This window comes from Schleiferilactobacillus harbinensis DSM 16991 (genome assembly GCF_000425885.1).
In the GTDB taxonomy this organism is placed as follows: Bacteria; Bacillota; Bacilli; order Lactobacillales; family Lactobacillaceae; genus Schleiferilactobacillus; species Schleiferilactobacillus harbinensis.
The window spans coordinates 13009-26496 of record NZ_AUEH01000020.1; the positions used below are offsets into that span (position 1 = coordinate 13009).

General features: G+C 52.5%; 13 protein-coding genes. 2 read left to right on the forward strand and 11 right to left on the reverse strand.

Annotation, left to right across the window (positions count from 1 at the left end):
- Positions 1-8 precede the first annotated feature (8 nt).
- From H627_RS17460 to H627_RS0107590, 11 genes are all read right to left on the reverse strand, one after another.
- A complete protein-coding gene (locus H627_RS17460; RefSeq protein ID WP_051225275.1) occupies positions 9-1214 on the reverse strand; it encodes an RNA-guided endonuclease InsQ/TnpB family protein in 1206 nt (401 codons plus the stop codon).
- Positions 1215-1384: 170 nt separating this feature from the next.
- Positions 1385-2458 (reverse strand): sensor histidine kinase, encoded by a 1074-nt coding sequence (locus tag H627_RS0107545; RefSeq protein WP_027828460.1) that lies wholly within the window; start codon positions 2456-2458, stop codon positions 1385-1387.
- Positions 2455-3177, reverse strand: coding sequence for a cell wall-active antibiotics response protein LiaF (gene liaF, locus H627_RS0107550; protein ID WP_051225276.1), 723 nt, complete (start codon positions 3175-3177; stop codon positions 2455-2457). The genes H627_RS0107545 and liaF overlap by 4 nt, the downstream gene beginning before the upstream one ends.
- A gap of 442 nt (positions 3178-3619) precedes the next feature.
- Complete coding sequence (gene greA, locus H627_RS0107555) at positions 3620-4093, reverse strand: transcription elongation factor GreA (protein WP_027828462.1); 474 nt, start codon at positions 4091-4093, stop codon at positions 3620-3622.
- An 81-nt stretch (positions 4094-4174) separates the two neighbouring features.
- Entirely contained in the window at positions 4175-4837 is a 663-nt protein-coding gene (gene udk, locus H627_RS0107560) for a uridine kinase (RefSeq protein ID WP_051225283.1), read from the reverse strand.
- A 2-nt stretch (positions 4838-4839) separates the two neighbouring features.
- On the reverse strand, positions 4840-5919 hold the full coding sequence (gene mltG / locus H627_RS0107565; RefSeq protein WP_027828464.1) for an endolytic transglycosylase MltG: 1080 nt from the start codon (positions 5917-5919) through the stop codon (positions 4840-4842).
- A 186-nt stretch (positions 5920-6105) separates the two neighbouring features.
- On the reverse strand, positions 6106-8520 hold the full coding sequence (gene pheT / locus H627_RS0107570) for a phenylalanine--tRNA ligase subunit beta (protein WP_027828465.1): 2415 nt from the start codon (positions 8518-8520) through the stop codon (positions 6106-6108).
- A gap of 3 nt (positions 8521-8523) precedes the next feature.
- Entirely contained in the window at positions 8524-9570 is a 1047-nt protein-coding gene (pheS, locus tag H627_RS0107575; RefSeq protein ID WP_027828466.1) for a phenylalanine--tRNA ligase subunit alpha, read from the reverse strand.
- Positions 9571-9889: 319 nt separating this feature from the next.
- Positions 9890-10252: a winged helix-turn-helix transcriptional regulator gene (locus H627_RS0107580; RefSeq protein ID WP_051225277.1), complete on the reverse strand. Its 363-nt coding sequence runs from the start codon at positions 10250-10252 to the stop codon at positions 9890-9892.
- Between the two features lie 91 nt (positions 10253-10343).
- On the reverse strand, positions 10344-10847 hold the full coding sequence (locus tag H627_RS0107585) for an HD domain-containing protein (RefSeq protein WP_027828468.1): 504 nt from the start codon (positions 10845-10847) through the stop codon (positions 10344-10346).
- A gap of 116 nt (positions 10848-10963) precedes the next feature.
- Positions 10964-11722: a TrmH family RNA methyltransferase gene (locus H627_RS0107590; RefSeq protein WP_027828469.1), complete on the reverse strand. Its 759-nt coding sequence runs from the start codon at positions 11720-11722 to the stop codon at positions 10964-10966.
- Between the two features lie 101 nt (positions 11723-11823).
- Here H627_RS0107590 and H627_RS17465 point away from each other — a divergent pair, with 101 nt between their 5' ends.
- Both H627_RS17465 and yidC read left to right on the forward strand, forming a co-directional pair.
- Positions 11824-12099, forward strand: a complete 276-nt coding sequence (locus tag H627_RS17465) for an acylphosphatase (protein ID WP_035440274.1) — start codon at positions 11824-11826, stop codon at positions 12097-12099.
- 88 nt (positions 12100-12187) lie between these two features.
- Positions 12188-13168, forward strand: a complete 981-nt coding sequence (gene yidC, locus H627_RS0107600) for a membrane protein insertase YidC (protein ID WP_146995459.1) — start codon at positions 12188-12190, stop codon at positions 13166-13168.
- Positions 13169-13488 lie beyond the last annotated feature (320 nt).

The window sequence follows — 13488 nt, forward strand, 5'->3', positions numbered from 1 at the left end:
ACTAGAAATCATCTCTGAACGGTTTCCCATTCCGGCGTAAGCCCCGCCGCATACTGAATCAAGTTTTGCACAGCGTTATCGTCTCGGTCAATGACAAGACCGCACTCGTAACAGCGATATACGTCATGCTGGTGATAAATGCTGTCGCCTTGGAGCGTCATCTTACCGCCATAGCTTTCCTTGGTTTTGATGCAGCCGCAGTTTGAACAGCGCTGCGTTGACGGGAAGAAACGATTGGCAATTACCAAATTGCGGTGATGCCAAGCTGCCTTGTACTCGATTGCTGTGCGCAAGCGGCGAAAGAGACCGCGCTGAAGACCTTTGACTTTCTTCCCGTCCATCATCATCCTGTGGACATCCAGATCCTCTAAACAGGGAACAGGATAATTCTTTATAATCATGTGGCTGAATTTGTGAATCAGATCATCCTGCAACGCGTGCACCTGCTCGTAAGCGCGGTTCATCTTTGCTGTAATCCGCTGATAGGTCTTGGACCGGTAATCACTAGGGTTTCTCCGCCGCTTCCGGTTTAGACACTTTTGGTAATACTTGATACGTTGATGCAGCGCCGCCATCCGCGGCGTGAAGGTGTTGACGTCACCGCCGTTCCAGCGGATATGGCCCACGTTCACATCAATGCCGACGATGTCCCAGGAGTCATAGAAAGCCGGGTGTGGGGTATCTTCAACCAATACGTTGACACTGGCGTAGAACTTTTTCCCGCGCTTGGTTATCGTCACGGTTTTGATCTCGCCAATAAAACGTAAAGTCTCCGCCATTTTGATGGCGCTGAACCGATGGCTGGCCGCGTGCGGCCGATCCAAGGTCAGGTACTTGCCGGTAATAACCGCCCGGTCCGTCGTAAAGCTTTGCTTGGGATCCCACTTATGATGGAATTTGGGTTTGTTGGCGTCCGGCATAGCGGGATTGAAGAAATTCTGCCAAGCTTGATGCAGCCGGTGAACAGCGGTTTGGAGCACTCGGGCTGAAAACTGATGCTGCCAGTCGGTTTTGTTCTTCACCAGATCGTCTCGGACTTTGTATTCGCTAGGACGCAATTTCTTGTCCGCCACGGCTAACGACGCGTCGTACATGTCATTCCATGCAGCCAAGCCTTTGTTCCAGCAAAAGCGGTTGTAGTCCATCAACTCGGAAATGACCGTAGCCATCTCGGCGTTGGGATAGATCCGGATCTTGTGTGTTTTGATTGGCATTCGATTCACATCCCTTATATTTCAAGGATACCGAATCGAATGTACGTTTGTCTCTTCCCGTGCTCAGCTACTTCGAATCAAGATTCATCCAGAGAAGCTGTATTACGTGATAAAAAACGCCCAGGATCTTGATGGCCCTTGATTATCGATGCTTACATTTGATCCTTTAATCAGCAATCATTCCGATCCTCCTTTACGATGGGCACCCGCACTTCCACACTGGTTCCCTGCTGGGGGAAGCTGACAATATGCAAGCTGCCGCCCATACTCTTCGTTCGTTCGCTGATGTTTTGCAGGCCATAACTGCCGGCGGCCTGGGCGGTCTTCTGCTCGAACCCGACACCGTTATCCACGACTTTCAACAATACAGTCTGGCCAATCTGCTTTAAGTATACTTCAACCGTCGTCGCCTTGGCATGGCGCAAGGTGTTGGACAGCAACTCCTGGACGATGCGGAACAGGTTATCCTCAATGGCACTGGGCAGGCTTAGCGGCGCGATGTCGGCGGTGATCTTGATTTGCACCTTCGTCTTCAATTCGTTCAAGAGCGAAATGATCCCTGCCTGCAAGCTCTTGCCTTCCAAATTGATGGGCCGCAGATGCAACAGCAGCGCCCGCATTTCGGATTGGGCTTCGTTGATTACCTTTTCGATGGTGACAATTTGTTTGGTCAGCGTTTCCGGCAAATCCTCCTTGGCTGCGGTGGCATTCAGCGCCGAAAGCATCATCGTGGCCGCAAACAGTTGCTGGCTGACGGAATCATGGAGCTCACGGGCCAAGCGATGCCGTTCATCCTGGAGGATTTCTTCCTTGGTCTGGTTGCCCATAATGATTGGCTGATCGGCCATCGTTTGAATATTGGCCTGCAGTGTTTGGAGTTTATCCCGCAAGCGGCGCAGTTTTTCGACGACGGCGACATTGGTGGACGTCATGAACGTGGCAGGCGGGGCAAAAGCGGTATCATCGTACTGATCAGCCAGTAAGGCATCCAACGCAGTATCCGTGTGGCGCAGGTTGCGGCGGACGACCAGCGAAGTCAGCGTCGTGAGGGCCAGCCCTAAGACCAGCGCCACAGCAAAAAAGCCCAGCACCAAGGGTACCCCGAGGAAAGGCTGGGTCAATTCGCGTTCCACCAAGGACCAGTTGCCGACGCGGTAGGCGCTATAAGCCAAGACCCCGGTGACCAAGGCAAAGGTCAATAATGTGGACGCAATGGCTAACACAACTTTCTGTAACCGACTCATACGTACCGCACCTCCAGATCACCAACTAAGGTGCTGGTGACAATTTTGATCGTTCGCTGCTTGCCATCCGCATCCTGATGGTGCAGCTGCAGCCGTTCGTTCTGGAGGTGGTAAGTCTCATCAAGAAATTGGACGGTACCGAAGACAACGCTGTGATCTAATTCAATGGCCACCCCGACTGGAACTAAGATCCGCGTCCGGCCAAAGCCCTTGCGAATCATGATGAAATTATCCTGATCTTCCGGGAGCAGGGTGTTACCCAAATCAACGATCGTGTCACCGTAAAGGGAAACAAAATTGATATCGTCCCATGGAAAAGTAGTCTCCCCAATTGTCGTGCCGCCAAACCAGGGTGACTTGCGCATGGGCGGCGGCGTGCCGCTGGGTGCCGTCGTTTTGAAGTGGACGTACTGTTTCCGCCGCCAGGGCACCCATTTGTGCAACCCGCCGCCCATCGTAGTCAGGAGCAGCATAATGGCCAGGAGGGTAATCACGAAGAAGGCCCAAAAAGCGCTGTTCATGGTGATCCCGATGGCGATGAAGATCATGCCGAAGATGCGGCTGCCTTCGCGGGGGCTTTGGCAGTGGTGGCCGCCGACAAGTAAGAGGGTCCCGACGACGACAAGAATCAAGGCCATGGGGTCAGTGACGATTTGCCAGCCGAGGAAAGCAATACTGGCGGTCTCGATGATCGCGATTAAGCACCATAAAAAGCGCACGGGTCTTCCTTCTTTCTGTGGGGTTAGAGTGTTCGTTGCCTGCCGTGCCAATGCTCCGCAAGCTCCGGCTGAGGGGGCTGGCGACGCGCAGCTAGTGCGAAGCCAAAGGCGTAGCTAGCCATGACGGCGTTTTGAGCCGGCAAAAACCGCCGTCTCAAAATCGCCTAACAACCTCGGCGGCAAAGCCGCCGTGTTGTTTCCATGGCTGAGCCCCCTCAGCCTCCGCTTGCTGCGCATTGGCACTAGACACGCCGAGACAAAATACTCTAACTTATTCTGTTAATAGTATACCGTACTTAACTGCCCTTCAGACCCGTCACTGGGCCATATTGCGATGCGACTTTAGGCTGAATTTTCGGTTCCCACTGGCGCCGGTAGTTCACACATTTCACCGCATAACAAAAAACGACCTCGCATGAGGTCATTTCTCGTTGGGTCTAATTTATTTAACCGTCTGAATCGCGACGTCCATTTCACCACCGGGCGTCTTGATCGCCACATGATCGCCCTTATGGCGGCCAATCAGGGCCTTGGCGATCGGTGAGTCGTTGGAAATCTTACCAGCAAATGGATCTGCTTCGGCTGCGCCGACGATTTGGTAAGTTTCCGGTTCATCTTCCCCGTCTTCCAGGAAAGTGACTGTCTTACCGACAGATACCTCATTAGCATCCACGGAGTTGACGTCCACAACTTGGGCAAAGTGCAGCATTTCCTCGATTTGAGAAATGCGTGATTCAACAACACTTTGCTCGTCCTTCGCTGATTCATATTCCGAATTCTCGGATAAATCGCCGAAACCGCGGGCGACCTTGATGCGCTGGATAACTTCGGGCCGTTTGACAGTCTTCAATTGTTCCAATTCATCTTCCAGCTTTTTCTTACCCTCTGCTGTCATCGGGTATGTTTTATTTGCCATGCCTTACACCTCTAAATAATTCGTTACTTGCTTCTTTTGATCGTTGAACTTTGACAGTCCAAGAGGACATTATACAGAATCTTAGCCAGATTGTCTCGCAAAAATGTCACGAATTTTAGTGACTAGCAAATCGATCGCCACTTGATTCTGACCGCCCTCTGGAATGATGATGTCCGCATAACGTTTGGTCGGCTCAACAAATTGGTGATACATCGGCCGCACGGTGGCCAAATATTGATTGATAATATTATCCAGCGACCGGCCCCGTTCGTGCATGTCCCGCTTCATCCGGCGAATCAACCGAATGTCGTCGTCGGTGTCCACATAAACTTTGATGTCCATTAAATCCCGCAAGCGCGGATCGTAAAGGATCAAAATCCCCTCCAGGATAATCACGTCTTTGGGTTCCTGACGGACGACTTGCTTAGACCGGTTATGATCTTTGTAATCGTATACTGGTTTCTCGATTGGCTCGTACCGCAACAACTGTTTGATCTGGTCGATCAGCAAGTCGGTATCGAAAGCCAACGGATGATCGTAATTAATTTTCTTCCGTTCTGAGAATGGTGCGGCGGATGCCTTGTAGTAGGAATCCTCCTGCAGCATCAATAACGAATGGCCGGCGAACTCATCAAAGATAGCCCGACTAACCGTGGTTTTGCCGCTGCCGGAACCGCCGGTCACACCGATCACGATGGGTCGTTTCTTACCGGCGGTGCCGTGTTCACTGCCTAAATCAATCATCATTACTGCCCCAAATCCTGTGTTGTACTTGTGTGCTGTTCATACGTCTGGGAATAGTAAATCTTCCCGGTTTTCAGATCTGCCTGGAAGTACAAATAGTTTTGATCCCGATCCTTCGGCGCCAAAACCGCTTGGACGGCATTCAAACTGGGGTTGTTGAATGGCCCGGGCCCGTAACCTTTATTGATATACAAGTTGTAGGGTGAATCCACACTGGTATCTTTGTTCGTCAAGTGTGTCTTATGCACATTCAACGCATACATCACGGAGATATCAGACTGCAATGGCATATTCACCGCTAACCGGTTGAAGAAGACGCCCGCGATCTTTTGCCGGTCCTCGGTCTTGACCCCCTCCCGCTCTACCAATGAAGCCAGAGTGAGTGTCTGTTGGACAGTCAGATTCTTGGCGGCAATTGATTTGTAAAGCGGGGAAAGTTCCTCTTGGGACTTGTGGACCATCATCGTCACGAAATCCTTCAGACTGGTGTCTTTATAGATGTCGTAGGTCGCAGGCGCTAAATACCCCTCTAAATGATAGCGGACATTCTTAGCAGTCTGGGCTGAACTCAAGAGTTTTGGATACTTCTTGTACAGCGTGTTCAGGAACGTGTCATCCTTCATCAGTTTGAGGAAGGACGCTTTATCCCACTTCTTGTTTTTCTTCGTTTGACTGGCCAGGGAATCGGCGATGTCTTCCACCGTCACCCCTTCTTTGACCAAGATCCGGCCGATCCGGTCCTTGGGTTCCGCAGCCAAGCCCTCTTTCTGCAATTGGGCAACGACTTGGTCCAAGGTCATAGATGGTTTGAAGGAATGCCAGCCGGCAGTGAAGTCCGCGTAGTTATGGGTCTTCACGTAATAATTGAACACCGTGGCACTGCGGATCACTTTGTGCTTCTCCAATTGAACGGCAATTTCCTTGTTGGACGAACCAATGGGAATCTTCACCGCCACTGTCTTCGTGTCCGCCGTATTATACGGCTGCAAGCTGGTATGCACATAACGATAGCCCAAAATACCGATAGCGACTGCTAAAACGGCCAGGATACTGACGATCCAGACCACGATCTTATTGGCCACGCGTTGTTCCTGCTGGCGATTGGTTTCCCGTTGACTTGCTTGTTCAGCCGCGTCTAACGGGGCCGGCGACCCTTCTTTGCCCGCATCGTGTTTCTTGGGCGTTTGCTCTGACTTCAACTGCGGTGGACCCCCTACCTAATCTCGATAATCACTGTAAGCCATTATACAAAACCAACGGCCGCTTGGCTACCGGATCTCAGCATGCAAGTCGCTCACCAGCGCATCGCTGACCTGTTTGAAGGCGGCGTTGACCTGTTCTTCCTTCAATGTATCTTCTGGGTTACGGAATGTTAACGTATAAGCCAGCGACTGGGTCCCAGCGGGCAGCTTGTCGCCCTTGTAGACGTCAAACAGTTGGACATCCTCTAAGAACGCGCCCGCTTGGTCGTGGATGATGGCCAGTACTTGAGCGTTGGTCACATCCTCCGGCAATTGCAAGGCAATATCCCGGGTCACAGCTGGATATTTCGGTGCCGGTACCGCCTGCAGCGGCGTCTTCGCCGCATTCAGCAGCAGATCCAGATTCAGTTGGAAAATGAAAGTATCCGCCGCATGGATAGCAGCCGTCTGGGCGGGGTGCACTTCCCCGACGAAACCCAGCAGAGCATCGCCTAAGAAAATGTCTGCCGTGCGCCCCGGGTGCATCTCCGGATGGCGATCCGTGGCCACGTACCGCACTGCAGCACTCAACCGCAACGGCGCCAGCAGCTCATCGACCATCCCTTTGACTAAATAGAAGTCAGCGGGTTGGGTGGCGGTATCCCAAGCACGGCTCTGCCAATCGCCAGATACGAGCCCAGCCAAGTACTCCACTTCATTAGGCCGGACTGTGGCGGCATCGTCCTTCAAGAAGACCCGCCCTTGCTCGAACAGCGCGACATTTTTCACGCTGTGGGCAATGTTGTACGCCAGATCATCCATTAAGCCAGGAATCAAGCTTTGGCGCAGGGCCACGTGATCTTTAGTCATCGGCCAATCAATCCGAGTCGGAACGCTATTGGTCTGGATATATTGCGTGACTTCATGCTCATTGACCAACGCATAACTGATGGCTTGGTTCAAGCCGGCCGCCAGCAAGGTCCGCTTGCTGTAACGGATCAACTGCTGAATGGGGGTGAACTTAGCGACAGTGGTCGTTGCTTCTGGCAAATTGCTGGGCAAGTTGTCATAGCCGTAAAGCCGGGCGACTTCTTCAATCAAGTCGGCCTCAATACTGATATCCCAGCGGCGAGGCGGTACACTGACGGTGAATAAACCATCTGCTTCCTGAACATCGAAGCCCAGCCGATCGAAGATGTCTCTCACCATATCCACGGACAGTTGCGTCCCCAGCACATGGTTGATGCGATCAATTGAAATATCTACGATAACGGGCAATACTTGCATGGCGGTAGGTGACAAAATTCCTTTTGCCGTCTTGGCGTCTGCAATTTCCTCTGCCAATTGGGCGGCATGCGTTAGTGCTGGCAAAACATCCGCATGATTCGTGCCTTTTTCAAACCGGCTGGACGCCTCGGACCGCAGGTTATACCGTTGGGCCGTCTTGCGAATCGGCGTCGGCGGGAAAACAGCGGCTTCGAAGACCACCGTATGGGTGCCTTCAGTGACTTCTGTGCTCAATCCGCCCATGACTCCCGCCAGGGCGATGGGGGTTTCCCCGTCCGTGATCACGATATCATCCGGTACCAAGTCGTGGTCATTGCCGTCCAAAGTTGTCAGCTGTTCACCCTGCCGAGCATGGCGAACGACAATTTCTTTGCGGGCCAGCTTATCATAGTCAAAGGCATGCAGCGGCTGGCCGTATTCCAGCATCACGTAGTTAGTGATATCCACGATGTTGTTGATCGGCCGAATACCGGCATTCCATAACCGAACCTGCAGCCATTGGGGACTTTCCTTGACCTGGACGTTTTGGACGAGGCGCAAATGATAACTCGGCGCGTCCGCTTGGTCCGGCACCGCTGCTTTGAGCAGCGTGGTGATCTCATCACCATTTTCGACCGCATGCGGTTCCTTGAAATGCGGTTTCTCGTTGAGCATGGCCCCAATTTCCCAGGCAGACCCATGCATGCCTAAAGTATCGGCGCGGTTGGGCGTGATATCCAGATTCAAGACAGGATCATCCATCCCCAGCAGCGGAAAGACGGATTCCCCCGGCGTGTGGGGCTCATTGAAGACATAAATCCCATTGGCGTAAGCCTTGGGGACAACTGCTTCTGGGAAGCCGATTTCCTGCAAGGCGCAGATCATCCCCATGGAGACTTCGCCGCGCATCTTACTCTTCTTGATCTTCGTGTGGCCGGCGATCCAGGAACCCGGCAGGGCCACGATGACATATTGCCCAGCGGCCACATTAGGCGCGCCGCAGACGATTTGATAGGGTTCCGTATCGCCCACATCCACCTGACAAATATGCAGGTGGTCGGAATTCGGGTGCGGGACACTTTCTAAGACGTGGCCCACCACGATTTTTTTCATGCCCTTTTCGCGCAGGAAAACTTCTTCCGTTTCGATCCCTGTCCGGGAGATTTGGTCGGCCAATTTGATGGGATCTTCAGTAACCGGCAGATAATCATTTAACCATTTGTAAGAAACTAGCACGTTTTAGTCCTCCTGCTCGAATTGTGTTAAGAACCGCTGATCATTAAGGTAGAAATTCCGGATGTCTTCAATGCCGTATTTCAGCATCGCGAACCGGTCTGGGCCTAAGCCGAAGGCGAAGCCGCCGTAAACATCAGCGTCCACCCCGGCACTCTTCAAGACATTCGGGTGAACCATGCCGGCGCCCAGCACTTCGACCCAGCCGTTGTCCTTGCTGGTGACGTCATCGCTGCCCGCCGTCTGCCCCCAGGAAACATCGATCTCCACGGAGGGTTCGGTGAACGGGAAATAGCTGGGACGCAGCCGAATCTTGCGGTCCGCCCCAAAGATGTGCTTGGCCAAGACTTCCAGCGTTCCCTTTAAGTCGGCCATGGTGATATGTTTGTCGATGACCAAGCCTTCCACTTGGTGGAACTGGTGGGAATGGGTGGCATCGTCAGTATCCCGCCGATAAACCCGGCCCGGGGAGATCATCTTCAACGGTCCTTTAGAAAAGTCGTGCTTCTCCAGCGTTCGCGCCTGCACTGGACTGGTTTGCGAACGCAGCAGCACATCCGGCGTGATATAGAACGTATCCTGCATATCCCGGGCCGGGTGGTCCTTGGGGACATTCAGCATTTCAAAATTGTAGTGTTCGGTCTCGACTTCCGGACCGTCAACGACTTGATAGCCCATTCCCATGAAGAGCTGTTCCACTTCGTCCATCACCTGATCCAGGACATGTTCTGTACCCCGGTGAATGGGTCGGCCGGGCAAGGTCACGTCAATGGTCTCTTTCGCCAGCTTGGCCTGCAGCGCCGCGGCCGCTAACGCCGCATGGCGGTCTTCAATGGCCGCGGTCAGCGCGTCCCGCACGGTGTTGGCAAAACTGCCCACCTTGGGCCGTTCTTCGGGGGTCAAGTCTTTCATCCCCCGCAGAACGCCCGTGAGCGCGCCTTTCTTCCCTAATACCTGGACCCGAATATCGTTCAAGCCACTCAAGTCCTGAACAGCAGCAATCTGGGCCAAGGTATCTGTCTGGATCTTGGTCAATTCATCTTGTAAAGCCATGTGTCTACCTCGCTTTATTGATTGAGCGGCACAAAAAAAGGACCTCATCCTCAAGGGACGAGATCCGCGGTACCACCCTAATTTTATTTAGCCAATACTAAATAACACTTGATCTGGATAACGGTCATAGACCGGACACCGTTACTGGGTTGACTAACTCACCGTTTCGCAGTGCCGACTCCGAAGGGAAAAGGCCGAATCGTTGGCAGCCTTACAGCAAGCGGCCGCCTCTCTGGGCTGATTCGACACTTGGTCTTCATCAAGGTCGTTTCTTTATCTATGCTTCATCATAGAGAGCTTTTGCAGAAAATGCAAGGGACTATTGGCATTCTTCCGGTGTGATCCATTGGTCCGCCCATTCGTGGATGGCCCCCATCACCGGCTGCAGGGAAGCCCCGCGGTCAGTCAACCGGTATTCGATCAACGCGGAATGGGGATACGTGACCCGTTCCACGAAGCCCTCGGTTTCCAATTCTCGCAGCCGCTCGACCAAGACCCGGTCAGAGCAAGTCGGCACCATTGCCGCTAATTCTTTGAACCGTTGATTCCCGTTCTTGAGCAATGCCTCAATAATCAAGCCATTCCATTTTTTACCAAGAATACTGAAAATCTTGGCAAATTTAGGACACAAACCTGCGTCACTGCACGGTTCAACGGCCACGACCGTTTTTTCACTTTCCATATTATGTCACCCCGTTTACTTACTAAGGGTAAGTATATAGAAAAAGCGCGCCAGATGCAAGGAAACATCTGGGCACGCTTTCCTCTATCAATTAAAAGGTCGAAATCAAGCGTTTCTTCAGTTCGCGCCATTGCCGCCGGGCAGTGGGCTTGCTGAATTCTTTGACCGCTGCGTAGTCGTCCACGAGGGAAACGACCCAGCTTTCTTTATAGCGCGGCAAAGCGGCCGTGGCACCGAACATGTGCTTGAGGATGATATCCCGTTCCATATCAGACAACGGGGTGATCTTCTCAGCGTTGTGCACGGCGATGCGCGGATGGATATAGGCGTGGGTGCCTAAGTCAAATTTCGTATTGCGCCAGTCGTAATAGAACATATCGTGGAGCAGACCGGCGCGGGCCAGCGCCCGACAATTCAAATGTAATTTTTTACCCAACAAATAACTATCATAGGAAACGGTGATCGAATGCTGCAAGCGATCTGTGTAGTGGTGCTGCGTATACTCAGCGAGTTTTTGGACTTGGGGGGTAGCCAGGAGATCATCCACATAGCTGCGGTACTCTTCGTTTTCTTGCCAAGGAAGCTTAGACAATATAACAGTCACTCCTCTAGAGTTTTTAATTCTCACCGAGCATTATAGCATGTTTCCAAAACAAAAGCGCCCCACCGGTGCGGTAATGGAACCGGTAACGCGCAAAACTTAATAATTCCTTAGGCAACGAAGTGGAACATCAGAATACCAGCAGCGATGGCCGCATTCAGCGATTCGGCATGGCCCGGAATCGGAATGACTAAGTTGGCAGTCGTTTGACTGCTTAACGCCGGATCCATCCCGGCCCCCTCGTTCCCAATGATCAGGCCAAACGTTGCTGTTGGCTGGATCGTCCGGTAGTCAACGGCCGCATCATTGACCAATGTACCGTAAACCGGTGCCTGTTCAGCCTGCAATTGCTTGATCGCATCCGCCATGGGGGCTTGGACCAGCCGCAGATGGAATTGACTGCCCTGCATCGCCCGGACAACTTTGGGATTAAACGGCCATGCCGTCCCGACCCCGATGATCACCCCAGCAAAGCCGGCTGCGTCGGCGGTTCGAATCATTGTGCCGACATTACCCGGATCCTGCACAGCATCTAAGAGCAACCAGCCGCCGGTCAATTGCGCGGGCAGGCTGACGTCGGGAATGGGAGCGATGGCAAACATCCCCTGATTAGTTTCAGTGGCGGCCAAGTGGTTGGCCACCTGGTCGCTGATCATGATACTTTGATCATAGAACTGTTTCACAATGTGGTCATCTTGATGATTCTCGGTGATGAACAGCTGTTTCAATGCCACACCAGCTTTGACCGCTTCTTCAATTAAGTGCGGCCCTTCTAAAAAGTAGCTGCCGCTCTTGGTTTGGTATTTCTTGGTTTGCAGCTTAATGGCCGTTTTGATCTGGTCATTGTGGACGGATTCAATATATTCCAATACGATTCCTCTTCTCTTGAGTCTATTCCCCATTATGCAACCGGGCGGCGGCATAGTAAAATGGGAATGTACAGCATTGTTAAATTTTGGAGGGTGACTTTATGCGCGCAGTCAGTTTACATGTTTTCGGTCGGGTCCAAGGCGTCGGTTTCCGCTGGTTAACCAAGATGGTGGCGGATCAGCTCGGCGTCACCGGTTTCGTGAAAAATGAATTCGACGGGTCCGTCTACATCGAAGCCGCTGGCGAAGAGGAACCATTAGATAAATTTATTGGGGCGATCAAGGCCTCTCCCACCCCCAGCGGCAAAGTGGACCGGGTGGACGAAAAAGAGCTCTCTCCCCTGCCCAGTTACCGCGGTTTCAAAGTTACTGGCTGATTTTCCGGCCTTTGGTCGTATTGCCAATGCCTTGCGTTTACTTTAAGATTAGGGCTATTGACTAAAAGAGAACGGAAGGTATGTTGTGTTGAAAAAGAAATACATGCGTTATGCCCTGATCCTGGCCAGCTTGGCCGTGCTTCTGGTCGTTCTGGGCGGCTGTGCCCCGCAGAACATGACGACTATGAAACCGCCCACCAGCGGACCAATGGGCTGGACTTATCAATACTTAGCGATTCCGCTGCGCCACTTCATGGCCTGGTGCGCTAAAATGATCAGCGGCCCCAACGCCTATGGCTGGGGCATCCTGATTTTGACCGTGATCATTCGTTTGATCATTATGCCGCTAATGCTCCATCAGCAAAGCAAGACGACCTATCAGCAGGAAAAAATGGCCGCTATTCAGCCTCAACTGCAATTACTGCAGAAGTTCCAGAAGCGGGATGACCTGACTATGGAACAGAAACAGCAGTTATCCGTAAAGCAAATGGAATTGTTCAAGAAAAACAATGTTTCCATGCTGGGCGGCATCGGCTGTTTACCCATGCTGATTCAGCTGCCGATTCTGTGGGCGTTGTATCAATCTATTCAATTCACTCCGCAAATTGCCCAAGCCACTTTCTTTGGGATCAACCTGGGCCAGCGTAACTATCTCATCGCCATTTTGGCGACGATCGTCGCCGCTGCCCAATCTGGCATGATGCTGATCGGCGTGCCGGAAGCCCAGAAGAAAACCATGATGACTACTCTGTTTCTGGCGCCTTTGATGACCATCATGTTCACCCTCTTCCTGCCAGCAGGTTTGGGTCTTTACATGTTAGCCACCAACCTGGTCATGGTCTTCCAGCAAGCAATCACCACCTGGATCATCCAACCGCGCATGAAAGCCCGCGCTGCTCGGGAGTTGAAAGAAAGCCCAGTCGTGCAGGTCGTGACGGAGGATATGTTCGGTACCCCCGCCGCTTCAACGGAAGCCGGCGGTGCCGCCGCCGATCCCGCCCTCACTGCGATCCACGAACGCAACCGGGAACGCAATGCTGGGAAACAGCAACGGCCGCGTAATTCTTAATTAATCTCATACGCACCAAACGGAACTCGTCATCTAATCCGATGGCGAGTTTTTTGTTTGTCAAAAATTGCCAACCAAGTAAACGCGTCCTTATATTTCTGACGATCTAGTGCCAAGTGCGTAGCAAGCGGAGGCAAAATGGGCTCAGTGGTGTAACCACACGGCGGCTTGCCGCCGATGTGGTTAGGCGACTTTGAGACCGCGGTTTTTGCGGGCTCAAAGCGCCGTCACCACGTTCCAGCCCAATTTTGCCGGAGCTTGCGAAGCACTTGGCACGGCAGGCAAAGCACAAACAAACAGCCTCACCGACAAGTCCCGGT

Excerpts from the sequence above, each read along its gene's own strand:
- H627_RS17460 (WP_051225275.1), bottom strand. The coding sequence starts at position 1,214 with ATGCCAATCAAAACACACAAGATCCGGATCTATCCCAACGCCGAGATG.
- H627_RS0107545 (WP_027828460.1), bottom strand. The coding sequence starts at position 2,458 with ATGAGTCGGTTACAGAAAGTTGTGTTAGCCATTGCGTCCACATTATTG.
- greA (WP_027828462.1), bottom strand. The coding sequence starts at position 4,093 with ATGGCAAATAAAACATACCCGATGACAGCAGAGGGTAAGAAAAAGCTG.
- udk (WP_051225283.1), bottom strand. The coding sequence starts at position 4,837 with ATGATTGATTTAGGCAGTGAACACGGCACCGCCGGTAAGAAACGACCC.
- pheS (WP_027828466.1), bottom strand. The coding sequence starts at position 9,570 with ATGGCTTTACAAGATGAATTGACCAAGATCCAGACAGATACCTTGGCC.
- H627_RS0107580 (WP_051225277.1), bottom strand. The coding sequence starts at position 10,252 with ATGGAAAGTGAAAAAACGGTCGTGGCCGTTGAACCGTGCAGTGACGCA.
- H627_RS17465 (WP_035440274.1), top strand. The coding sequence starts at position 11,824 with ATGCGCGCAGTCAGTTTACATGTTTTCGGTCGGGTCCAAGGCGTCGGT.